This is a genomic window from Paenibacillus sp. 2KB_22 (assembly GCF_052115745.1).
Classification (GTDB): domain Bacteria; phylum Bacillota; class Bacilli; order Paenibacillales; family Paenibacillaceae; genus Paenibacillus.
On the sequence record NZ_JBFRHG010000003.1, the window covers coordinates 522,206 to 547,110 of the forward strand.

General features: G+C 47.3%; 21 protein-coding genes. 16 read left to right on the plus strand and 5 right to left on the minus strand.

Annotation, left to right across the window (positions count from 1 at the left end):
- Nucleotides 1-66 precede the first annotated feature (66 nt).
- A complete protein-coding gene (locus tag AB4111_RS21195) occupies nt 67-1,611 on the minus strand; it encodes an FAD-dependent oxidoreductase (RefSeq protein WP_442033108.1) in 1,545 nt (514 codons plus the stop codon).
- A gap of 391 nt (nt 1,612-2,002) precedes the next feature.
- Here AB4111_RS21195 and AB4111_RS21200 point away from each other — a divergent pair, with 391 nt between their 5' ends.
- Nucleotides 2,003-4,825: a glycoside hydrolase family 3 C-terminal domain-containing protein gene (locus AB4111_RS21200; RefSeq protein ID WP_442033109.1), complete on the plus strand. Its 2,823-nt coding sequence runs from the start codon at nt 2,003-2,005 to the stop codon at nt 4,823-4,825.
- 131 nt (nt 4,826-4,956) lie between these two features.
- Here AB4111_RS21200 and AB4111_RS21205 read toward each other — a convergent pair whose 3' ends face one another.
- The 3 genes from AB4111_RS21205 to AB4111_RS21215 all read right to left on the minus strand — a co-directional run bounded on the left by AB4111_RS21205 (nt 4,957) and on the right by AB4111_RS21215 (nt 8,451).
- Complete coding sequence (locus tag AB4111_RS21205) at nt 4,957-5,796, minus strand: methyl-accepting chemotaxis protein (RefSeq protein ID WP_091012735.1); 840 nt, start codon at nt 5,794-5,796, stop codon at nt 4,957-4,959.
- A gap of 187 nt (nt 5,797-5,983) precedes the next feature.
- Nucleotides 5,984-6,493 carry an anaerobic ribonucleoside-triphosphate reductase activating protein gene (nrdG, locus tag AB4111_RS21210; protein ID WP_442033110.1) on the minus strand — a complete coding sequence of 170 codons (510 nt, stop codon included), beginning with the start codon at nt 6,491-6,493 and terminating at the stop codon, nt 5,984-5,986.
- Nucleotides 6,490-8,451, minus strand: a complete 1,962-nt coding sequence (locus AB4111_RS21215) for an anaerobic ribonucleoside triphosphate reductase (RefSeq protein WP_442033111.1) — start codon at nt 8,449-8,451, stop codon at nt 6,490-6,492. Before AB4111_RS21215 ends, nrdG begins: the two co-directional genes overlap by 4 nt.
- Nucleotides 8,452-8,931: 480 nt before the next feature.
- Between AB4111_RS21215 and AB4111_RS21220 the strand changes: the two genes are divergently transcribed.
- On the plus strand, nt 8,932-10,569 hold the full coding sequence (locus AB4111_RS21220; RefSeq protein ID WP_442033112.1) for an ATP-binding response regulator: 1,638 nt from the start codon (nt 8,932-8,934) through the stop codon (nt 10,567-10,569).
- 175 nt (nt 10,570-10,744) lie between these two features.
- Nucleotides 10,745-11,683, plus strand: coding sequence for an aldo/keto reductase family protein (locus tag AB4111_RS21225; protein WP_062836849.1), 939 nt, complete (start codon nt 10,745-10,747; stop codon nt 11,681-11,683).
- 113 nt (nt 11,684-11,796) lie between these two features.
- Here the strand turns inward: AB4111_RS21225 and AB4111_RS21230 are convergent, their stop codons facing one another.
- Complete coding sequence (locus AB4111_RS21230) at nt 11,797-12,909, minus strand: GGDEF domain-containing protein (RefSeq protein ID WP_442033113.1); 1,113 nt, start codon at nt 12,907-12,909, stop codon at nt 11,797-11,799.
- 274 nt (nt 12,910-13,183) lie between these two features.
- On the opposite strand from AB4111_RS21230, the gene AB4111_RS21235 reads away from it, so the two are divergent.
- The 13 genes from AB4111_RS21235 (at nt 13,184) to AB4111_RS21295 (ending at nt 24,776) form a co-directional block, all read left to right on the plus strand.
- The gene (locus AB4111_RS21235; protein ID WP_036612807.1) at nt 13,184-13,579 is read left to right on the plus strand and encodes a Fur family transcriptional regulator; all 396 of its coding nucleotides are present in this window, start codon (nt 13,184-13,186) and stop codon (nt 13,577-13,579) included.
- Complete coding sequence (locus AB4111_RS21240) at nt 13,555-14,361, plus strand: winged helix-turn-helix transcriptional regulator (protein WP_253441518.1); 807 nt, start codon at nt 13,555-13,557, stop codon at nt 14,359-14,361. The genes AB4111_RS21235 and AB4111_RS21240 overlap by 25 nt, the downstream gene beginning before the upstream one ends.
- Before the next feature lie 292 nt (nt 14,362-14,653).
- Nucleotides 14,654-16,114, plus strand: coding sequence for a catalase (locus tag AB4111_RS21245; RefSeq protein WP_442033114.1), 1,461 nt, complete (start codon nt 14,654-14,656; stop codon nt 16,112-16,114).
- 210 nt (nt 16,115-16,324) lie between these two features.
- Nucleotides 16,325-16,741, plus strand: a complete 417-nt coding sequence (locus AB4111_RS21250; protein ID WP_017691824.1) for a BlaI/MecI/CopY family transcriptional regulator — start codon at nt 16,325-16,327, stop codon at nt 16,739-16,741.
- A 1-nt stretch (nt 16,742) separates the two neighbouring features.
- Nucleotides 16,743-17,603, plus strand: a complete 861-nt coding sequence (locus AB4111_RS21255; protein WP_339305157.1) for a M56 family metallopeptidase — start codon at nt 16,743-16,745, stop codon at nt 17,601-17,603.
- 50 nt (nt 17,604-17,653) lie between these two features.
- Nucleotides 17,654-18,067 (plus strand): DoxX family protein, encoded by a 414-nt coding sequence (locus AB4111_RS21260; protein ID WP_442033115.1) that lies wholly within the window; start codon nt 17,654-17,656, stop codon nt 18,065-18,067.
- A gap of 200 nt (nt 18,068-18,267) precedes the next feature.
- Complete coding sequence (locus AB4111_RS21265; protein WP_442033116.1) at nt 18,268-18,969, plus strand: pirin family protein; 702 nt, start codon at nt 18,268-18,270, stop codon at nt 18,967-18,969.
- A 44-nt stretch (nt 18,970-19,013) separates the two neighbouring features.
- Complete coding sequence (locus AB4111_RS21270; protein ID WP_442033117.1) at nt 19,014-19,349, plus strand: hypothetical protein; 336 nt, start codon at nt 19,014-19,016, stop codon at nt 19,347-19,349.
- A gap of 185 nt (nt 19,350-19,534) precedes the next feature.
- Nucleotides 19,535-21,130, plus strand: a complete 1,596-nt coding sequence (locus AB4111_RS21275) for a spore germination protein (protein WP_442033118.1) — start codon at nt 19,535-19,537, stop codon at nt 21,128-21,130.
- A gap of 4 nt (nt 21,131-21,134) precedes the next feature.
- Nucleotides 21,135-22,334: a Ger(x)C family spore germination protein gene (locus AB4111_RS21280; protein ID WP_442033119.1), complete on the plus strand. Its 1,200-nt coding sequence runs from the start codon at nt 21,135-21,137 to the stop codon at nt 22,332-22,334.
- A complete protein-coding gene (locus AB4111_RS21285) occupies nt 22,327-22,548 on the plus strand; it encodes a hypothetical protein (protein ID WP_442033120.1) in 222 nt (73 codons plus the stop codon). Before AB4111_RS21280 ends, AB4111_RS21285 begins: the two co-directional genes overlap by 8 nt.
- A gap of 55 nt (nt 22,549-22,603) precedes the next feature.
- Nucleotides 22,604-23,806, plus strand: a complete 1,203-nt coding sequence (locus AB4111_RS21290; protein ID WP_442033121.1) for a GerAB/ArcD/ProY family transporter — start codon at nt 22,604-22,606, stop codon at nt 23,804-23,806.
- A 130-nt stretch (nt 23,807-23,936) separates the two neighbouring features.
- The gene (locus tag AB4111_RS21295) at nt 23,937-24,776 is read left to right on the plus strand and encodes a uroporphyrinogen-III synthase (RefSeq protein WP_442033122.1); all 840 of its coding nucleotides are present in this window, start codon (nt 23,937-23,939) and stop codon (nt 24,774-24,776) included.
- The last annotated feature ends 129 nt before the right edge of the window (nt 24,777-24,905 follow it).

The window sequence follows — 24,905 nt, forward strand, 5'->3', positions numbered from 1 at the left end:
ATTCCGATCCGGTCTGTGAGATGAACTTTTATTTCTTCTATTTACACATTAATCACTACATGTTGGTTAATCCTGTGCATCCAGAACTTTAAGGTCTTCCACAGCAGGGCCCTCAATCACATGGCCTGCATAATTGAAGCGGGAACCATGGCATGGGCAATCCCATGAACGCTCGCCTTTGTTCCATTCGACTTCGCACCCCAGATGAGTGCAGGTGGTATCCACCAGAAACAGCTTGCCACTGGTGTCCTTGTAGGCGCCAGCCCGTTTACCATTATGACGAACGACAGCTCCTTCATCTTCGCCAATATCGCTAACGCTTTTGTGCACAATACCTACTTTACCGGAGATCAATTCCTTAGCTACATTCACATTTTCCACAATAAAGTGCTTCATGCCAGGATCAGCTTTGAATCTTGCCGGATCGAATACAGCGGCATGAGGATTGTCACGTCCGGTGATGCGATCTGCGAGAAGGTGTCCGGCCATTGTGCCAGTCGTCATTCCCCATTTGGCAAAACCGGTCGCCACGTAGACACGTTCATGTCTTCCGGTAATCGGTCCAATGTAAGGCACCTTGTCAATGGAGATCAGATCCTGGGCTGACCAGCGATATGGAATGTTGCGAATGCCAAATGTCTCCGCCGCGAACTGCTCCAGGCGTTCATAATGACCGAAGGTACAGATGCCTTGTCCGGTTTTGTGATTTTCTCCCCCGAAGAGAATGAGTTCTTTTCCCTCATGAAGGACAGTACGCAGAGATCGGTACGGTGTATCATCCGAGATGTACATGCCACCAGCATATGTTTTTTCCGGTTCGACTAATACGGCGTAGGATCGCTCGGCGTGTAATCGTGTGAAATAAAATCCGGGATCATAGACGGGAAAATGAGAAGCCACGATAATATGTTCCGCTGTTACGGATGGGCCATCTCCATAAGTTCTGACATGCAGTGAAGCATCTTCCTCTACATCCGTAACTGTCGTATGCTCGTAGATCTGTACCCCTTGTTTCACAGCGGAATCGAGCAAGTAGTGCAGGTAGGCCAACGGATCAAAGCGTGCCTGACCCGGCATGCGAATACCTGCCCTGGCGGGAACAGGAATAGGGAGTGGGTCTACCCATTCGCCAGGAATATTGAGTTTGCCATAGGCGGTCAGCTCGATCTCCAGTTTTTTGATGTTTTCCTCCGATTGAATGTAGACGTAGGCATCTTCCTCTGCCCACTGGCAATCAATCTGTTTTTCCTTCACCAGATTGCGCATCCATTTGGCGGCTTCGGCATTGCCTTCGTAATACATACGGGCCTGTTCTTGTCCGAAGTGATGCATAATCTCATCAAATATGACGCCGTGCTGCGCAGACACCTTGGCAGTGGTATGACCGGTCGTGCCATCCAACACTTTTCCAGCCTCCAGTACGACCACACGCATACCCGTCTGCGCCAGCAGATAAGCGGTGGTAATCCCTGCAATACCGGCACCGATAATTGCTACATCGGCGGTGATATCTTCGGTCAGTTTAGGATAGGCATCGAATTCATGCGTAGCACGCCACAGTGATTCGGGGACGGGGGGCAGACCCGTCTTGGGCTGCTGATTGTCGCTCATTTCTTTTCCTCCTTGATTATCTTCAATCTATCGAATGGGTTGTCGTTCAGCGCACATCGTTGTACTCTTATTCATGATTGCCAGACTATGCCAGGAAAAAACGGTGCGGTTCAGATTTTGCAGAGGAGATGTTCACAATTTCCTGCGCAGAACCTCTGTTTTTTTTGTTAAACATGCTATATGATAAGATTACCGAAACCGTTTTAGGTTTTGAAAAAAAATAGAGGTATACACCTGTGAACGTTGATTATAAAAGGATTAATCTAACCATTGGAAGAACAAATTCATCTGAATTAACCCCCGTTTTTTCTTGAGATATGTATTCGCTATCATTTTAACTTCAGTGAGTTTTGAGACACGTCCTAATTACCGATACCAAAGGAGATTCCATATGACTACCAACCAAACGAAATATCCGTTTCAAGATACAGCACTAGAGTTAGATTCCCGCGTGAAAGATCTTGTATCCCGCTTGACTGAAGATGAAAAAATTGAATCCATGCTGCAATATCAGCCAGCAGTAGACCGCCTGGGTGTGCCCGCATACAAACATGGTACAGAAGCAGCACACGGCCTGGCCTGGCTTGGAGAAGCAACATCTTTCCCACAACCGGTGGGGCTGGCATGCACATGGGATGCCGATCTGATGAAGGAGATTGGCTCCGTTCTCGGAGACGAGGCACGTGTATTTTATAAACGCAATCCGGCAGTGAACGGTCTTACGCTGTGGGCACCTACAGTGGATATGGAACGTGACCCGCGCTGGGGACGGAATGAAGAGGCGTATGGGGAAGATCCGGAACTGACAGCGGAGCTGACGACAGCATTGGTCAAAGGAATTCAGGGCGACCATCCGAAGTACTACAAAGCGGTAGCTACGTTGAAGCATTTTCTTGCGAATAATAACGAAGTCGATCGTGGCAGTGGTTCGTCCAGCATTGATCCGCGCAACATGCGTGAATATTATCTGAAAGCATTCGAGAAGCCGTTCAAAGAAGGCGGTGCACAGTCCATGATGACTGCGTACAACTCCATTAATGGTACGCCAGCGTTGTTGCATCCTTTTGTAAACGAGATTGTTAAAGGCGAATGGGGCATGGATGGTTTCATTGTCAGTGATGCAGGCGACGTAATGGGCATCAAGAACGATCATAAATACTATGATTCCCACACACCGGGTACGGTAGAGTCCGTAAAGGCAGGAATTGATAGTATCACCGATGATGCTGAGCTGTCCAAACAGGCGCTGCGTGAAGGGTTGGAACAAGGTACACTCACGATGGATGACATCGACAAGGCGTTGTTTAATACGTTCCGTGTGCGTTTCCGTCTGGGAGAGTTCGATCCGGAAGAAGGCAACCCGTACGCTGCTATTGGTGAAGAGTCCATGATGACAGAGAAAGCGAAAGAGTTGTCGCTCAGAGCCGCAAGAGAACAAGTGGTATTGCTCAAAAACGACAAAGGCACGCTCCCGCTGGACAAAACGAAGGCAGGTAAAGTGGCTGTCATTGGTCAATTGGGCGGAACCGTCTATCGTGACTGGTATGCAGGCACCATGCCGTATAACGTAACCCCACTTGAAGCAATCCGTGGCAAAGTAGGCAGCGAGCAAGTGGTGTTCCAGGATGGAAATGACCGCATTACGTTAACTTCCGTGGCGAATGGGAAGAAGATTGGACTGGCGGCAGGTGAGAAATCACCTATCATTGCATCGGGAGAAGCAGAGACGTTCATGGTGTCCGACTGGGGCTTCGGAAGTTATACCTTGCAGGCAGAAAGCAACGGGAAATATCTGACGACAGATGAAGAGACCGTAACGGCTTCAGCAGATGAAGTGTATGGCTGGTTCGTGAAGGAAGTATTTCACCTGTTACCACAAGAGGATGGCACTGTAGGTCTAACCACATGGAATGGCAAAACGGTGACTGCGCCTAATGGCGGGAACGATGCATTCGCAGTGTCTGAAGATCTGAAGACCTTCGGTACCACAGAGACGTTCAAGCAAGATGTGATTGTGAATGGACTCGAAGAAGCAGTAACAGCTGCCAAGGCTGCGGATACGGCGATTGTCTTTGTAGGTAATAATCCGCTTGTCAATGGAAAAGAAGAGATTGACCGTCCAAGTCTGGATCTGGCTGAATCCCAGCAACGTTTGGTTGAAGCGGTCTATGCCGCGAACCCGAACACGGTAGTTGTCATCGTAGGTAGTTATCCGTTCACATCCAACTGGGTCCAGGACAACATCCCGGCGGTATTATATACTTCACACGCAGGACAGGAACTGGGTAACGCAGTAGCTGACGTATTGTATGGCGACTATGCGCCGGCAGGCCGTCTGAACATGACATGGGTACAATCGGCAGATCAACTGACTGACATTAAGGATTACGATATCATTCAATCCGGTCGGACATATCAATATTTTGAAGGCAATGTACTGTATCCGTTTGGACATGGTCTGACGTATGCAACGTTTAAATACAGTAATTTGGAACTTAGCCCAGCTCAAGTGCATACAGAGGGCAACGTTACGGTAACCGTAGATGTGAACAATACCAGTTCAATTGCCAGTGACGAGGTTGTACAGTTGTACGTTCGTGCAGGCAAATCCCGCGTGAAACGTCCACTCAAAACGTTAAAAGGATTCCGTCGTCTTCATATTGAAGCGGGAGGTACAGCTAAAGTCAGCTTCACCTTGCCTGTTCAGGAACTGGCAATCTGGGATGTAACTCGTGATCGGTATGTCGTGGAAAGTGGAACTTACTCCATCATGGTTGCCAAGTCATCCTCTGATGTCCAGCTGGTTGCAGACCTGACGGTAGAAGGAGAGACGATCCCTGCTCGTAATTTGGGTATCGCCACCCGTGCCGAGAATTATGATGCTTACCTGGGTGTTGACCTGGATGAGAGCAAAGAGGGCGGAAGTGCTGTCCGTGTCGTTGGAGAGCAAGGATGGATTGCCTTCAAAGATGCCGATCTGGGTAGTGGGGCAGCAGCAATGGAAGCACGTGTCTCCGCAGAACAAGCTGGTGCTGTGTTGGAAGTGCGACTCGGCTCACCAGATGGTACACTCGCAGGACGTGTGGAACTGGTACAAGGCGAAGCCCAGCGGTGGTCTACCGTGAAGACAGAACTCACAGGTGCATCAGGCGCGCAGGATGTATACATTGTGCTGTCGGCAGGTGTACGTATTAGTCACTTCGAGATTCGTTAAGTTGAATAGCTAATGAAAAAGCCTCCGATTGCATTCGGAGGCTTTTATTCGTCTATACGCTGGTTGGATCAGGATGCTTCTTCCTGTCCAACTCTTTTATCCTGAGCGGTAACATTAGAATTATGCGTATTTTATTTTCCGTCAAACGTAATCATTTTTTGCACAAAGTGTTTCAATTGTTTGTTGGTTTCATTAAGCTGCTCAATTGTGCTCATGAAATTGTTTACGAGTTCAGCCTGCTCTTGGGAGCTTGCAGTGATCTCACCCAGTTCATTCTCCATGCCCTGAATGGATTGCCGAACGGATAGAAGAGAATCTTCAATACGTGCCGTCGCTTCCTTGGTATCCACAGACAGTTTGCGAATTTCTTTGGCAACAACGCCAAAACCTGCACCTGCTTCACCTACACGAGCCGCTTCAATGGCTGCATTCAAGCCGAGCAGATTGGTCTGTTCGGAGATTTCACGTATGAAACTGGCGACCTGAGTTACATTTCCTGATTTCTGTACGGCTTGTTTGGAGTTGTTCCGGATCTCTTCGGTTGTGGCACTGAGTTCCTCGGAGTGAGCAGCTACATGCTGTACACTGTCAATTAATTGGTTGGTCAGATTTTCGGTAACATCCATGAGTTGTTGCAGCTGGTCCTGGTCATCCATACTGTAGAGCAGATTAAACAGGGCGATGACTTCACCTTGTTCATTTTTAATGGGAATAAAAGCTACATCAAAAGGAACACCGAATAAATCTTTAGGATAGTGATCGAATCGTTTGACTGTACCGCCGTTGAGATCAGCAAAATTTCGATTTCCATCCAATAGAGGGTCACCGGGTTGATAATTCAGTTGCTTTAACGATTCTCCTGCTGAGAAATATAAGAATTTCTCATGATCAATAACGGAGAGGGTTACATCCTGACGAATCGTATCTCGAAAGAAAGGCATACATGTAATCAATGCTTGAACAATATCCATATAAAAGATGATTCCTCCCTGGTTACCTTATGTAAACGGTTAAATTTTAAATGCTAAATATAATAACTACCTATATAATATATCGTCATGCAATAGAGAAGGAAATAGAGAGAATGGATAAAACATAATTCTTTAGAGATGAATTGGCTGCACGTCAAAAAGACACGAGTCCGCGGGGACCCGTGCCTTACAGCATACTGAACTGCATCGTAACGATGGTTTGAGTGGCTAGTGTTGCAGGCACATCAATCAAACGTTGATTCCGACTGCCACGGAAGGGAAGAGAGACGTCACGCTCAGCTTGAATATATCGACCGTCGATAATGACGTCGCATAGTTGGGCAAGCTCCGCTCTCGCAGGGTCAGTCACCAGTTCTTCATATTCGAATCCGGTATAAGCCCATACTGTCATATCAGGACGTGCCGTGCGGAGCTGCTGAACCCAGTTCGCACATTCTGCTGCCGAGAAAAAGGGATCACCACCACACAACGTCACGCCATCCAGCAACGGATGGGTCGTCACTTCATGCAGAATCTGCTGCTGCCGCTCCTCTGTAAAGGGCTCACCCGCTCGAAAGCTCCATGAATCCGGACTGAAGCAGCCCGGACAGGCGTGACGACATCCGCTGATGAACAACACGGCACGCAGGCCCGTCCCTTCATTCACCGATTCCGGGATGTAACCATATAGATTCACCGGTGCTTCACCCGATCCCGCACTTCTGCCTGCTTCGCAGCATTGAAGCGTACTTTGTAATCTCCGGTCAGATAGCCAGTTACGCGGCGTAACCGCTGGAAGTGTACATGGTTCTCGTGGGCTTCACAGCCTGGGCATACATCCCCAATGACGCCTTCATAACCACAAGCAGGGCAGCGATCAATCGGATGATTAATGGAGAAATAACCGATATCCTGCGCCAGTGCATACTGCACAATTCGCAGGAAAGCTGTGGTGTTGGCCCGAACGTTTCCGTCAAGCTCCACATAGGAGATCGCACCCGCGTTACATAAAGTGTGGAATGGGGCCTCCAGTTCAATCTTCCGATAAGCTGGAAGAGTGTGGTATACCGGGATATGGAATGAGTTCGTATAATACTCACGATCATTAACCCCGGCAATGAGGCCGTATCGTTCTCTGTCAATCTTCGTGAATTTGCCGGACAACCCTTCAGCAGGTGTGGCAAACAGGGTGATATTCAAGTTATGCTGCTCGCTCATCCGATCACAGAACTCTCTCATGGTCCGAATAATGTTGAGCGCTTCGCGGTGTACATGAGGGTCCTGTCCATGATGGCGTCCATAGAGAGCTGTCATACATTCCGCGAGACCGATAAAACCCAGGGATAACGTACCATGTTTGAGCAGATCCCCAACGGGTTCATTCGGAGCAAGTTGCTCTCCGCCTTCCCATACCCCCTCCCGCATCATGAAGTCTGACGCCTTCGCAGGTTGCACGGTCTGGATACGATACCGATGCAACAGACCATCCGCAGCATTTTGCATCACGGATTCCAGTGCAGTGTAGAATCCCGCCCGATCGGCAACCGCTCTGTTGCCTTGGCAGATGCCAAACCGAATGCCGAGCTTGACCAGGTTAATGGTATTAAAAGACAGATTACCTTTACCACTTTGGCGATTACGACCAAACCGGTCAGCCAGAGTACGTGTGCGGCATCCCATGGTTGCGATGATCGTATCCGGATCTTCCGGACGATAGAAAGGCAGATTGAACGAGGCATCCACATTGACAAAGTTAGGATACATCCGCCGGGATGAACACGTGACCGCGAGGCGGAACAAATCATAGTTTGGCTCGCCTTGAGCTTGATTGATCCCTTGTTTACATTGGAAAATATGCTGAGGGAACACGGGAGTCTCCCCGTTGCCAAGGCCACGGATGGTTGCTTCCAGCAATGAACGTGATACCAACCGTCCTTCCGCTGATGTGCATAAACCATAGTTCAGAGAAGTGAACGGAATCTGACCACCTGCCCGACTGCTCATCGTATTCAGGTTATGGATCAGTGATTCGGCAGCTTGTCCTGTCTCCAGTTCAGTCTCTTCGTAGGCGAAGGCATATGCCCGCGGACACTGATTCTTCGCTTCAATGCTGTCCAGATGAAGTTGTTCATCTTCAAGCAGGACATTCTCACCAAAAAGTCGTTGTCCTTTACGATAATGTTTGCGGAACGATCGCTGTACATAAGGGGCCAAATCCCAGTCAATCTTGTTAGCCGATACGCCGCCATATTGACTGTTCTGCTGGGATTGGAAGATGATTGCAACCAGTGCCATTGCAGACATGATCGTCTGAGGTGTGCGAACCGAACCGTTACCTGTATTGAAACCAGCAGCCAGCAGACGGTCAAACGGGATAAAGATGCAGTTGGTTGTACCAAGTGCAAACTGATCCAGATCGTGTACATACAGATCCCCATTCTCCACAGCTTGAGCAAGCTCTTCCGGCAACACATGACGCAGAGCATGCCACTTGGCGGTCTCTGAACCGAGCCTGCTCATCTTGCCGCTGAAGGAGTCCCCGTTCAGATTCGCATTTTCCCTCAGCGTATCAGCGTCTTCAGCGCCAATAATTCGTCTTCCCAGGTCGGATAATAGATCGGATGCCGGTGGAGTGGCATACTCAAGCAAGTTCATGTAAGGTTCCTCCTAAAATGATTTGATGATCATTTAATTCACGTTAAATACTATATGTAGATTTGTATTATCCATTTATAAACTATATGTGGTTTTTTGGGTGTGATAATGGTCACACAACTTACTGGACAAAGTGGACTTTCCTTTAATTACTGCGGATAAAGGTTTCCAAAGTCTGAGTAGAAGCGTATAATTTCTAGTTATTCTGCATGTAAAATAACCGAAGTTGGACAAGATGAACTTTGAACATCTGAAAAGGCAATTTGCAATACATTTAGGTTTGTTAAATCATCAGTTCAAGACCTGCTTTTGTCCAAAAAGGGGCTATTGGCAGGGAGTATGATTCTCTTTTACTTCTACGGTGTTAATCATATAAGTATAGATTGTGACAGATATTCGGATTCTTGATGAACCCTTGTACGTGATTAAACATTCTGATATACAGATTTGAAAGTGCAGCTAAGACAAGAGGGGTGAATCATGGGGACGGCAGAAGGCATTACGAGAGGCTTCTATGAAAACATAAAGGAAGCTGCGGCCCATATCGTGGACGTATTAAGCGGGATATTGAAGGTCAATACCATCTTCGTTGCCACGAATGATGGGGTGACGAATGTCATTTTGGAGGCCTTTAACCGTACGGAAGAGTTGATTGTTAAAGGCAGTGAGCTTTCATTTAACGAATCATATTGCAGTCTGGTATTAAGAGATAAGGGTAGCGTTCTTACCGTCCAGAATACATGTGAGAACCCAATGACACGCTCCATGGACGTCACGAGTGGGCTTGGGAGTCGTTTCTTCGTGGGGGTACCTATCATGCGAAGATCTGGCGAAACATTTGGAACGATATGTCTAATGGACAACGCTGGTTATGTGATCAGTGAAACGGACATGAAGACGCTGAACGCGATGGCTGTCTTTCTGGGATATGTTGTGGATCTGGAGAGCACCTTGCATGTCCAGGAACGAAAATTGAGTGATTCGGAGCAAATGAAAGAGCAGCTCCAGGCAGAGAAAGAACGAGCCGAATCCGAGGCCATGACCAAATCGCAGATGTTAAAGCTGATGAGTCATGAGATTCGCAATCCGTTAAACGGCATTTTGGGACTGACGGATCTGATGCGTACACCGGATATGTCTGAGGAGCAGTCGGAGTATGTAAATATGATCGAGACGAGTGGCAATATATTACTCTCGTTGTTGAACAATATGATGAACTTCAATATTAATGAGGCAGGCAAAACGGTTATCCATGATGATCCGTTCGATCTGGTCGGCACCATTGAAAATACCGTTTATCTCTATGCCGGAATGGCAACGGGCAAAAATGTTGAACTGGGATTGAATCTTGAATTGAATGTGTCGCAAGTATTTGTGGGTGATGAGACCAAGATCGGACAGATGCTTGCGCATGTCATTCAATATGCTCTTGATTCAACGCGTGAAGGCTCAGTTCTCATCACGGCAGTGGTGAACGGAGAAGATACAGAGGAGACGGGTACACTTCTGCTCAAGGTGAAGTACACCGGTCAGATGGTATCCGATAAGAGGTTGCGTACCTTGAACGGCCAAGATGAAAATTTGGATATCCAAAAACTGATCGGAAGCAATCTGGGTTTGGCAGTAAGCCAAAATCTTGCCATTCTCATGCATGGCCGTATTCAGGTGAGTAGTGCGGGGGAGAATGAGACGGAATTCCATATTGCCCTTCCCTTACGCAGATACTGGGAGTTACCTCAACTGGCAAGTATTCAGCAGCGGTTAAAAGGGAAAAAGGTGCTGCTTGCCAAGGACCCTGATATATTGCAAGGTGTTTCTTCCCTGATGCGCAGGTGGGAAATGGATGTGCATATGACCTCAGGTTCGAGTGTAGCGCATGAGTGGATCAAGGATGGCTTCAAGCCGGATGTGGCCGTTGTAGATATGGGACTTCAGGAAGGCGGCGCAGTTGATTTTGTACATGAAATGAAACAGCGGCTGGAGAACCTGCCCGTCATTGTTCTGGTTCCATATGGTATGCACATTGACCCGCATGAAGCGGAAACCTTTGATGCTGTTCTGACGAAGCCGGTCAGACAAGCTGATCTGTTGAATGCATTGAGTATTACTCTGCCTTAAACGAGCAGCCGGATGGAGAGTTATCTCAGTTGGCGCACCTGCTACGGGTGCGCTTCTTTGTTTTTCCCTTTGCATTTTTCCAATTTCTGCGTCAAAGCCCTTTTAATCCGAGCTGGTTACGTTACAATAGAATGTGAACTTCATCTTTATAACCATAGAGGAGGATATGCAATCAATGGATTATCGCAGATTGGGTGGAAGCGGACTGAAAGTAAGCGAGATCAGCCTTGGAAGCTGGCTGACGTACGGAGGGTATGTGGAACGTGAAAATGCGGTGAAATCAATTGAAACTGCATTCGATGAAGGCATCAACTTTTTTGATACAGCCAATGTGTACGAACGGGGTGCAGCAGAAGAACTGCTTGGGCAAACGCTCAAAGCGTATTCTCGTGACTCCTACGTGCTTGCAACGAAAGTATTTGGCAAAATGGGGGATGGTCCGAATGACCAAGGGCTGTCTCGTAAACATATTAAGGAACAATGTGAAGCCAGCTTGAAACGCCTAGGCGTTGAATATGTGGATATTTATTACTGCCATCGCTATCATACCGAGACACCAATTGAAGAAACACTCCGCGCGCTCGATGATCTGGTGCGTCAAGGCAAGGTGTTGTATGTTGGTGTCAGCCAGTGGACTGCGGCTCAGATGGAAGCTGCCTTGGGTACAGCAGATCGCTTGCTCTTGGATCATATCGTGGTGAATCAGCCGGTGTACAATATGTTTGACCGCTATATCGAAAATGAAATTATTCCGCTGGGTGAGCGTAAGGGTATCGGACAAGTGGTATACTCTCCGCTTGCTCAAGGTCTATTAACCGGGAAATATACGTCCGTTTCAGATATCCCCGAGAATAGTCGTGCAGCTAAGCTAGGATGGGACGAAGGAAAGATCAATGCGGATCGCATCGGGAAAGTTCGCCAATTGATTGAAGTGGCGGACAAGCTGGATCTGAAGGTGGGACAACTGGCCTTGGCCTGGATTCTGCGCCAGAACAATGTATCCAGTGCACTTGTAGGGGCGAGTCGTCCTGAGCAGGTAAAAGAAAACGCGGCTGCATCTGGCGTGAAGCTGGATGCTTCCATTATCGAGGAGATTGAGGGTATACTTGCCTGATTCCAGTCAGGTATTCGTCTGAGATGATGTGTATTGAGGTATAAATCAAGGGATGTCCTGTACGCCTGATTGGGCGTGCAGGACATCCCTTTTTGAAGTGGAGCATGCCAGCTTTAAAGTGTAAGAGGGAAGGACCGTAAAGGTAAGATACATACGCGGTTACGCCCTGTATTCTTGGCTTCGTATAGTGCACGGTCAGCCTGTTCGAAGAAGTCGTTATCGTCATGATCATCACAATGATCCGGATAAACGGCAACACCAATGGAGATGGTCAGACGTGTCGTGTGGCCGTCGGGCAGAGCAAAATGGTATTTCTCTACCGCCTGCCGGATAGATTCAGCAGTAGCCATTGCCTGGCGGTTTCCACAGTCGAGCAAGAGAATGGCGAATTCTTCCCCGCCGTTTCGTGAAACAATATCGGCAGACCGTGCATGCTCAACGAGCAGTTGTCCAAGTTGCTTCAGGACCGCATCGCCAGCGGAATGACCATAGGTGTCGTTTACTTTTTTGAACCGGTCAATATCAATGACAAGCAAGGACAGCTTTTGTTGGTAATCACGCGCACGCTGAAGTTCCAGTTGAAGTGATTTTTCAAACTGTCGTCGATTGCTAAGATTGGTAAGATGATCGGTAGATGCTCTTCTCTCCAATAGAAATAACATCTCATTCGATTTATTGATGAATTCTGCGATGATATAGATAAATATTCCACCGACAAAGGAAATGGTCATTTGTAACGGATATACCTTCATTAATGAATTCATGCTGTCCGTATTCAACATAAGGATGATAAAGATTAACGTTATGCCGAGCAGATTCATCGTAATAATTTTGGTCAGTCTGGACCAGGAAGCATAGGCGAAGTATACACCGGACAGCCCGATCAGAGTCATGACAAATCCTGCATCTATGGCAGAGGATGATATACCGAACATCAGAATACGCAGGACCGAGATCACAAGTCCCGTAACGACCGAAGCCAATCCTCCCATATATACCGCTGCGGTAACGATGGCCAGATGTCGTAGATCTACAATCGTAGTCTCGTTTAGAGGGAAAGAATAGTTCATGAGTACCGTACCATATATACCGAATAATAAGCCGCCGATCAACTGAACACGTAATGAGGGAAAAGGCAATCGGATACTATAGAACTTCGCGATGATCCCGGACACATACATAAACGTAATCATGACACAGATATTAATGAAAAAAGTGCTAAACAACCGACATTCCCCCTTTTTACGCACATCCCTATATTTTATCTGAAAAGTGGTGCTGTAGCGAACCATATTATCCCAAAATTATGAGGAGATTGCTGGGAAAGGTGTTTTATTTGCATATACAGGATGTTGGCGTGCATATTGACTTCAATATACAATAAGATTTATACTTAATCTAAATCAAAATGCATTCCTTCTTTTTTGGGAAGACCATCATAAGTAGAAGATCAGTGTCTGATTTCATATAAAACGGATCAATGATAAAGGAGAAATGGTTGTGAGAACTTTAAATCTGACGATACAACGGCAAGCGGTATATGATGTGGTGCGCCATTCGGAGGATCACCCGACAGCTGCTGATGTTATGAATCGACTTGTGGAACAAGGATATAATCTGGCCTATGGTACGGTGTATAATTCTCTTCGTTATCTGACGGACAAAGAATTGATACGGGAGCTTAAACTCGGAGAGACAGCAAGCCGGTACGATGCCCGTATGGATGATCATCAGCACATTATGTGTGAGGTGTGCGGCAAAGTGGACGAGGTGATGACAGAGGTTCCTCCACAATGGATGAAACAGGTAGCTGAAGAAACCGGATATGCAATCGATCATGCTCATGTGGTCTTTGGAGGTGTCTGCGGGGAATGCAGAAACAAACGGATCAAGTAAAAATAAAAGTTCCTGGCCGCCGCTTACCGCTTAGGGTTAAACCCGCTTTGTCCGATGCAGCACCCCTTGTGGACAATTGTCCTGTTACACGGCGTGTAATTCTGATTAGCCCGATGCCAGGGCAGGTTCATGAACTGGTAAAGGCCTTAACGGATAGCTGCTTCGATGTACTGGTCTTTCATCGCTGGGAACCGGATCTGCATGAGCGTCTTGTCTTCGATCTGTTGATCTATGATCTGTCTGTTGCCGGAACGATCGATGCATTTGCCGGTATTAGCAGCCGATTGAATCGTGAGGCTGAGCATACAACCCCTTGTTTGTATCTGGTCGGTGAGAAGATGATCGGCAGCGCGAGTGGACCGATGCTTCAGGAGGAATTGCTGGTGTGGCCTGCACGCCCGCAGGAGGCACTTTACCGGGTGCAGCGTATGATTGGCAACAGTCCTGCTCTGCCCAAACGTGGATTTTTGCCTGAGGAAGGGCAGCGTGTCGGATTCAAAGATCTGTGGCTCGATCGTGAACGGATGAGTGTGCAGCGTGATAATAACCGGATTCATCTAACCAAGACCGAATATGATCTGTTACTCAAGCTGATTGATGCCAAAGGTGCAGTCATTTCCCGTGAGGAGATGCTCAGCGATATCTGGGAGACAGACTTTACGGGTGGAAGTAATGTGGTCGATGTTCATATCAAAAGCTTACGTAAAAAATTGGGCGATAACGCGTCTTCGCCGCAATATATCGTAACAGTAAGAGGAGTGGGCTACCGTCTGGCGGATTAGTCCGCTTTTTTTTGTTGCCATCAATATCGTTCACATCATGCTTTTTCGGGTACAACCTACTACAGACCTTAGAACGCAATCACGTTCTTTGGAACATGTTCATCGTTCATTCATGAAGTGTTGAAGAATCTCATCTTAATCTCATGTGAACCTCATGCAAGAGCAGAGTAGGACATGTTAGAATCAATTTAACAGTTAGATCAAGTCTAAATGTATATTTATATCGAAGCCGAATATGATTTTAATAGTAGATATATAGCAGCCGTGAGACCCATTAGAGGAGGATGACAGGATGACAGAACGTATGACAACGAATCAGGGAGCACCTGTAGGTGACAACCAGAATTCCCGCACAGCAGGCAGAAGAGGGCCGACACTACTTGAAGACTACCATCTCATTGAGAAAATTGCCCACTTTGACCGTGAACGTATTCCCGAAAGAGTCGTACATGCGAGAGGTGCCGGAGCTCATGGTATATTCACGTTGGAGCAGAGTATGAAGGCTTATACAACAGCGGACTTCCTGCAAGATCCGGGTATGGAGACGGATGTGCTGGTTCGTTTTTCGACCGTTATTCACGGTACAGGATCACCGGAGACTGCGCGAGATCCGCGTGGATTTGCCGTCAAATTCTACACCCGGGAAGGTAACTATGATATCGTCGGTAACCATCTGCCTGTGTTCTTCATTCGTGATGCGATGAAGTTTCCGGATATGGTTCACTCTCTGAAGCCGGCTCCGAATACGAACATTCAGGAACCCGCCCGATATTGGGACTTTATGACCCTCTCACCAGAATCAACGCATATGATGACCTGGTTGTTCTCAGATTTGGGCACACCGGCAAGTTATCGTGAGATGGATGGATTCGGCGTACATGCTTTCAAATGGATTAATGCACAGGGGCAGGTCCATTATGTGAAATACAAATGGGAGTCTGCACAAGGGGTTCGGGGCTTCTCTCGTCAGGAAGCTGCCGAGGTACAGGGACAGGACTTTAATCATGCTACCCGGGACCTGCATGAACATATCAAGAACGGGCAATACCCGCAGTGGAAGTTACAGGTACAGCTCTTGAAGCCGGAGCAAATGGATGATTTTGCTTTTGATCCACTCGACCCAACCAAAACATGGCCTGAAGATGTACTGCCGTTCCATACGGTAGGCACCATGACCCTGAATCGGAATCCGCAAAACTTCTTTGCTGAAGTGGAACAGGCGGCCTTTTCTCCTAGTGCGCTTGTACCTGGAATTGAGCCTTCCGAAGATAAATTGCTGCAAGGACGCCTATTCTCCTATCCAGATACACAGCGGCACCGGCTTGGACCGAACTATTTGCAAATTCCGGTGAATTGCCCGTACGCACCGGTTCGTAATCACCAGCGTGATGGACTCATGAATGTGAATCAGGACCCATCTCCGGTGAACTATGAACCGAACAGTTCCGGTAGCCCGCAGGAAGATCCGGCATACCGGGACAGTCAGGTTCCATTGCAAGGGCATGTTACACGCGAGAAAATCGAGAAAACGGATGATTACACGCAAGCAGGAGAGCTTTTCCGATCATTTACCCCTGTAGAGCAACAGCATTTGCTGGATAATCTGATTAATGACCTCAAGGGAGTATCAGTTGATATTCAAATGCGTGCTTTATGCCACTTCTTCCGGGCGGATGGACAGCTAGGCGGACGTCTGGCTCATGGACTTGGTGTGGATATATCTGCACATATGCCGTCACAGGATGGAAAATAAAGCACAGTAAAACCATGTTCTCACAACATCATATGGACTGATATTCGGTGAAGACCGGGCAAACCGTGAACGTACGGAATTTCCCGGTCTTTCGCTTTTTTTTGCTGAAATGGAAAACAAATTTACAAATCATTTACATAAAATAGCTGACATAGAGGTTGACTTCTCATTTGATGGCACTACAATGGGTAGTGTGAGGGGTGTCAGAACATGAGAATACACAATTTCAAAGTGGGTGAGCGTGGGCTCAACCGATTTTTCGGTCCGCTGGAGGCCAAGATCATGGACATTTTATGGGCTCGTCCTGGCAGTAGCATCCGTGAAGTGCAGACCGCACTTGAACAAGACAAAGACGTCAATTTTAATACAGTCATGACAGTGATGAACCGGCTCGTGGATAAGGGACTTCTCGGAAAGTCACAAAAGGGCCGAACATCTTTGTACCAACCGGTACAGAGCAAGGAGGAGTTTATGAACGACCAATCCAAGGAACTGTCACATGAGTTGGTGGATGAATTCGGAGCTTTGGCATTGAATCATATGCTGGATGCGCTGGACGAAGCAGATGCAGGTCTGATTGAACGCCTGGAACAGAAGATCAAGCAGTGGAAAAAGGATAGCGATTAATATGTGGAAGACCCGCTCGAAACTTTTGTTTACCGTCGGGTTTGGCATTCCGTTACTCGTGTTCATGCAGATGTTCATGTACGCGATGTACAAAATCTTTGGCTGGGATATCCCGTTTAATCTGCTCTGGCTCTGCAATCATTGGATGAGTCGACTGGGTTGGTTATCCGTGGGACATTTCCTGCTGGCACTGGTATTGCTGACCTTTGCGGGAACAGGTTGGTTGCTAACGGTACGTATGATGAAAACACGGGCAGCGATCCACAAGCTCCGCTCCATGGAGATTCGGGCGCTATCCCGTGAGTTGGAGTCCACATATCATGATCTGGGACAGCCAAGTTTCATTGTGGTGGACAAGCTTTCACCCGTCGCATTTACCATTGGTCTATGGAGGCCCTATATTGTACTTTCCACTGGGCTACTGGACATGCTTGATGCGGAAGAGGAAGTAGCGGTTGTCTATCATGAAGTACACCATCTGTGGCACCGTGACCCTCTGAAGACGACACTACTATCGGTATTTGCAATCATGATGCCGTATATCCCCGTTTTGAAGCACACTTCAAAGCAATATCATATCGTTAGAGAAATTCTGGCAGACAATGAGGCCATTGAGCGTACAGGCAATGTGGCAGGCATTGGCAGTGCTTTGCTCAAGTTGCTCCGTGCTTGTCCTGAACCTTGGGGAGCAAAAGAACTGACCGTTCAATCCTCATTTGCAGATACGTCGGTGAATGTCCGAATTTCACGTCTGCTGGACCCGGAACAGGACGTGACGCTGAGATTGCCACGTTATGCTGTTCTGATGTCGGCTACTGTTTTCCTATTGCTGTCTATCTTGTTTGTTTGGTCCATCGGATAGATTAATCTGGCTAAATGTGAGGTCGAATATAACGAGGAAGGAAGATGAACATGAATAATAAAAGTGTAGAGATTGGACTGCTTTTCTCCAGGATTATGATTGGTTTGATCTTTGTATTGCATGGTTGGAGTAAATTCGAAGGTGGAATTAGCGGTACGGTAGGATTTTTTGAAAGTATCGGTATTCCCGGATTTCTCGCATCCGTTGTAGCGATTATTGAGTTGGTAGGTGGTGCAGCGATGATTCTGGGTCTCGGAACACGTGTGTTTGCTGCCCTGTTTGTTATCGTTATGGGTGGTGTTCTGCTTACAGCCAAAGTGGGTCAGCCATTCTTGAGTGGTACCGAGTTCGATTACCTGCTGTTGGCGGGTTCCCTTACACTGCTCTTCACAGGAAGCCGCTTCCTGGCTGTGGATTATCTTTTCTCCAGACAGGGTAACGCTCGTCAGAATGTGAGTGCTTGAAGCGACTAACGATTGCTAAAAAATAATAAAGTGCAGGATTAGTCATGTAACGAGGTTCTTTATTGGCCAGGCCGGTTCGGAAATTGTATTTGCGAACCGGCCTGATCGGTAGAGAACTTTTTTAGTTTGGACGACATGCCTGTGGTTTGTTACAATGAGAATAAGTATGCTACTAAGAAAAAATAAGGAGGATGCATTTTATGATTAACGTCATTCCATCCGATGCCCGCTCCAGCTTTGATCGAGGCTGGCTCCGGGGTAGTCACAGCTTTTCTTTCGGAGAATACCAAGAGCCGGAGAATACGGCGTTTGGACCAATGCGGGTAGCGAACGACGATGTAATTGCGCCTGGTCGCGGTTTTGGAGCTCACCCACATAGTGATATGGAGATTGTGTCCATCGTACTCAGAGGCAAGCTACGACATGAAGATAATCTGGGTAATGTCGCCGTTACAGGTTTTGGCGGTATTCAGCGAATGTCAGCAGGCAGTGGCATGATTCATACCGAGCATAATGCATCCGATACCGAAGAAGTACGTCTGCTTCAGCTCTGGTTCATGCCGCATACGAAAGGGCTGCAACCCTCGTATGAGACCACATCATTTGATCCAGCGGCACTGGCAGGAGCACTCGTGCCGATTGTATCCCCAGATGGGGGACCAAGAGTTGCGAGCATTCATCAGGATATGACGATCTATCTTGGCCGATTAGCAAAAGACGAAACGTTAACCTTCAATCAGGATTCGGGCCGTCGGATGTATATTTTCTCCATCGAAGGCAAGCTGGGATTGGATGGAGAGTACCTGTTGAGCGAAGGCGACACGGCTCGTGTGGAACAGCGAAATTCAATTGAACTGCAAGCAAACGAAGATACGTTCTATATGATTATTGATTTGCCATAGATGGCTGATGAAATGAACTCCAAGATGAAGGAGGATATACACGTATGGCGCAACAGGAATGGTTTATGGTCAAACATGCGGTGACCGGGCGAGGACTGGCTAATAGCAAAACAGATTCCCTGTCCTATCGATTCCAACAGGAGGGTACAGGCTTCATATTTACCGTGACGGGTCTGGACGAGCAGATTGTGGAACAGATTGTGGAGCTTAGACAGGAACTGAACGTATTTCGCTTCGTCCAACGCAAAGATCAGCCCCTTTTGAAACACTGGTACTACGTAGATGGTGAACGGGTCGTGTACGACGAGGAGAGTCACACGCTAAGCATCTATGCGAAGTCGGAGATTCGCTATGTGCCTGAAGATTATTTTGCGGATTAACTGAATAATAGGTTAAATAGTTAAATAGGATCTGGAATAGATAAAAAGGTCTCTGTTAAATACAGAGGCCTTTTTGCTGTCTGAACTCAGAGAATTTAATCGTAATTTTGCAAAAAAGATCACATAATTCCCGGCTGTCTGGCACAAGCTACCTTGTATAAAAAACAAGAACGGAGGGGCGGCATATGGCGGACAAAACATCTGGGAAAGACAAGTCCCAACAACCGGGACGAGCTTCAGAAGAGAAAAAACATATCCCTTTGGGACTGCCATCCCCGCCTTTTCTACGGCAGCCGATTAGTGCAGTACATGAAACTCAGGTTCAAGCGGTAAAGGAGATCTTCTCCGAATGCTCGGATGTGGTTTTTCGCAACGTCATGATTACGCCGGAAGTGAAAGGGCTTCTGGTCTATATTGAAGGCATTGTTAACTCGGCTGACATCCAGGAGCATATGCTGCGCCCAATTATTCGAGGGCTGGTGCAGCAGCGTACAGATGAACCAGATGTTCCACTGGATGATACACGTGTTGAACTGACACAGGTGAAGCGAGTGGATACTTGGGCTGCTGCGACAGAAGGGGTGCTGGCATCCTCTGCTCTTTTGGTTGTCGATGGGAGTCGCGAAGCCTGGATGTTCAATGTCAAAGGCGGTGTCAGACGTGGTGTGGAGGAACCGCAGACAGAATCCGTGATTCGGGGACCGCGGGAGGGATTTACCGAAACACTCCGTGTGAATACGGCTTTACTGCGGTTCAAGCTGAAAACTCCCTCTCTCAAGATGGTGAGTATGACACTAGGCACCGAAACCAAGACCGATATCGTTCTGACCTATCTGGACGATATTGCTGATCCGAAGTTGATACGGGACGTGAAGAAACGTCTGGAAAAAATAAAGATCGATGGCATTCTGGAGACGGGTTATATCGAGGAACTGATTGAAGACCACCCGTTTTCTCCATTCCCGCAGATGCACTATTCGGAGCGCCCGGATACAGTAGCAGGCAACCTGTTGGAAGGGCGATTTGCCATTTTGGTAGACGGCACTCCCTTTGCGTTAATTGCGCCAGTCACGATGTGGCAGATGCTTCAGGCTAGTGAGGATTATTATGAACGTTTCTTCATCAGTAATCTGGTACGCTGGATTCGCTTTTTATTCGTAGCTATTGCTCTATTTCTACCAGCATTGTATATCTCAATCACGACATTTCATCAGGATATGTTACCTACCACGCTAATTCTGAGTATTGCTGGTGCACGGGAAGCCATCCCTTTTCCGGCTTTGGTGGAAGCCCTCATCATGGAGCTATCGTTCGAAGCCCTTCGGGAAGCCGGGGTCAGGTTACCCAAAACAGTGGGTCAAGCGGTCAGTATTCTCGGCGCACTTGTGATCGGGCAGGCCGCAGTTCAGGCAGGGATTGTGTCTGCACCGATGGTTATTATCGTATCCATGACAGGTATAGCTTCCTTTACAATTCCGCGGTTTAACTTTGCAATTACTGTGCGTCTATTGCGATTTCCGATCATGTTATTGGCGGGTATGCTTGGACTGTATGGCATTGTCATTGGCTTGGTCCTGATCTCGGTGCATCTGACACAGATGACTTCGTTTGGTGTACCTTATCTGTCAGGTCTTAGCCCTTACAGTAAGACAGACACCAAGGATATTCTTATTCGTGTGCCGTGGTGGAAGATGATCAATCGTCCTTCTACGGTTCTGGATAACCAGAAACGGATGAAAGGCAATATCAATGGTTCGCCTGAAGCTGAGGAAGGATGGTGAACAGATGTTTCTTATTCGTAAATTCCGTGCTGCGTTGATGTTACTACTGTGTACCATCTTCATAGCAGGATGTTGGGATCGTAAGGAAATTAATGATATTGCCTTTGTGATTGGCATAGCTGTTGATAAGGAGGAGGACAACTACAGATCCAGTCTCCAGATCGCTCTGCCTGGACAATCCGGTTCTACCGGCAGTTCGGGAGGTGGTGGGGGTACAAGCGGGGACAAATCCTGGTTCATGTTATCCAATACCGCAAAGACACTGAGGGGGACAACACTTGAAGGCCAAAAAGCACTATCTCGCAAGATTTATTATGCGCACCGTCGTACCATGCTTATTGGAGAGGAACTTGCCCGGGATGGCGTGGCTCCGATGCTCGATCTGTTCACACGGTACCCGCTCAACCGATTCTCTGCATTACCAGTTGTTACGAAAGGCGCAGCATATGAAGTCATGGATACGGATGCACCTATAGAGAAGTTTCCATCTGAGATGGTGAGAGAGTTGTGCTTTCTAAATATGCGTAATCCACGTTCCCTTAAAACGTTCATCGATTCCATCCTTAGTGATGGGGTAGATCCATTCCTGCCTGTTGCTTCAAAAGTGGAAAATGTTCCAAAAAATTGGAAGGACGCGAAAACAAACATCAAGCTGGATGGATTGGCCGTGTTCAAGAAAGACAAGCTGGTTGGCATGATTGACAAGGCTCCCGCCGATGCCTTAATTCTCGCTATGGGGGAAGCCAATGCGCCCGAAGTTATGGTCAAGGCTCCACGCGGAGAAGGAGATATATTCATCAAGCTGAACGAGAACAATTCTTCACTGCACCCCAGTGTCAAGAATGACAAGGTTACTGTGACCGTTCAATTGTACGCCAAAGGCGTGATAGTAGATAACGAATCGAATTACGGTGATCTGCGTGAAAAAGAGATTCTGAAATTAAGTGACGCGATCCACAAAAAAATAAAAGAGGATATCGTTGAAGGAGTTCGGTTAATACAGCAAAAATATCATGCCGATATTCTCGGGATCGGCCGGTCGATCCATCAACAATTGCCTAAAGAGTGGGACAAAATGAAAGATCGATGGGATGATATCTATCCTGATGTTGAGGTAAACGTTATTCCCCACGTCATTATTGAAAATGTAGGGGTAATCAATAAACCGATCGGTGTCGTTGAGGAGGATATCGTACATGATTAAACCACTTTTATTCACCTATCTGGGGATGGTCATCATTGTCATTGTGATGGACTTTAGACATCTGAAGCAGGCCGCAGCCATTAATCGCTGGTTATCCTACGGTCTGATTGCATTAGGAACAGGCCTTTGGCTCTATGTAACCCATTTAAGTAAAACCTTTTTTGTATCGGTATGGATCAGTCATTTCATCCAGCGATTCTTACCGTTACCGTAGATGGGGACTGGGGGTGGTGCGAAGTACAGATTGAATGATGGAAGGGAGGTATGGTATGAATCAAAGTGTGACTTCTCGACAGATTGTACTACTCGTGCTACTGCTCAGTATTACGGGCACGTTGATTCAACCCCATGCGCAGGCTATTTATTATGCGGAACAGCACGCTTATCTCTCGTATGTGCCAGTTATTCTCGTGATGATTATATCCATGTGGATGGTAAGCCGAATCCAGCGGAGATTTCCGAATCAGGATCTATTTGAGGCCCTTGCTGACCGGTTCCCCTTTATGGGAAGACTCGCAGGTGTAATGTACATTTTGTTTTTTTTCTTCATATTCGCAAGAGATATCCGATTAATTGGCGATTATGTAAGTATAACCTTGCTGGAGACAACACCGATATCCATTGTGGTATTGTCCCTCATGATTATGGCGGTATTTATCGTCCGAGGTGGGCTTGGTTCGTTGATCGGAATGTCGGAACTCTATGTTACCCTGTTCCTGTTGAACTCTATCATTGTGCCTTTCATGCTTATCAAGCAGATCAATATGGACAATCTGATGCCCTATTTTCATGTCGATACGGCAGGTGTAGGCAAAGGGAGTTGGTACATATTTTCTTTTTACGGCGAGATGATCGCCTTGCCTTTTGTCGTCAAGGGCAGTGATTTTCGCTTCAAGTCTGTGTTATGGGGCATAATAATCTCGGGATTGCTGATGATGTTGATTCTTGTGGAAACCATCACGTCGATTGGTGTGCCCATTGCCTCCAGACTGGTATACCCTTCGTATGAACTTGCAAGGCAGCTGCAAATTAGTGATTTCCTGGATCGGTTTGACCTGGCGCTGGCAGCGGCAACCTTGCCTACCATGATTACCAAAATTGCATTTGATCTGTACTTTGTCTGTTGGGGACTGAAGCGAATGATTCCAAACGTTTCCGGAAAGGTCCTGACTGGTCCGGTGGCACTGTTAGGCTTTGTTTGTGCATTCTGGTTTTTCAGAAACGCCATTCAGTTGTATCGTTTTACCCGGGAATGGACATGGATTGCCATTGTTTTTGAAGTACTGTTCCCGATTGTGCTGTTTCTTTTCCTTCGTCCTCGCAAAAAGGATAAAAAAGAATCTGCCCACCAGAGGTCGGGAGAGCAGTCCAAGAAAGAGAAGCATGAACAGGGACAAGAATCCACTGATTCGGAGAAGAACGGAGAGAAAAGAAGGCAGGATTCTCATGGTGGGGAACTCCAGCCTTCCTGATACATTTCATCAAAAATCCTTATAGCTGAACGGGCAAAAATAGGGTAAGCACAGTTTCCCTACACAGAAGTACCCTGTATACTGTAGTCAGACTGATGAACATTCGGCTGGACTAACGGGGGGAACATGAATGGCTCAACATTTGGCAGGTGTGCGTGTAGCATTGACAGGACCACGAAAATCGAAAGAAATGTCCATACTGGTTGAAAAAATGGGGGGAATCCCACTTGTGCGACCGGCACAAGGGACTGTATTCCTGGATGATCGGAGTATCAGGGATGGGTTGGTATCCTGGATCTCAGACCCGCCAGACTGGGCGGTGTTGACGACGGGTATGGGATTGGATGCATTGTTTGAAATGGCTGAGGATATGGAAGTCGCAGGACAATTGTTGGATGTATTATCGGAATCCTCCATTGCAGCGAGGGGATACAAGACGGTGAATGCGCTCAAAAAGCGCAAGTTAACACCACTGGTACGAGATGATGATGGTAGCACGGACGGGCTCATTCGAGAATTCGCCCCACATGATCTCGCAGGGAAAAAGGTCATATTGCAGCTTCATGGGGAGACAGCTCCCAAACTCGTCGCATGGTTGGAAGAACAAGGTGCAATCGTCAGACAAGTGCTCCCTTACCGGCATGTACCGCCGGAAGAGGCAGAGCTGGAACAGCTGTTGAATGAAATTCTAAAGTTCGAGGTAGATGCCGTTGCGTTCACAAGTGGCCCTCAGGTCAGATTCCTGACGCAATACGCGGCCTCCCAGGACAAGCTTGAGCAGATGCTTGCTGCCTTCAGACAAGGCGTAATTCCTGCATCTGTAGGTAAAGTTACAGCAAACTCCATGCGTGAAGAAGGCATTGAGGCGCTGGTCATTCCGGAGGAAGAGAAGATGGGAGCACTCATCGTTGAGCTTGGACGTTACTTCGCTGCGGGGCGTGCGGCCAAGAGTAGTGGCCTGCAATCATAGTTATCAATGACTATGGATGTATTTAATCATTAGGTAGATGCATGGTTTAAAACGAATCTTATATGTATATGTTACATCAGGTTCTGATCCGTTTTTTTGGATCAGGACTTTTTTCTGTTTTGTCTGAAA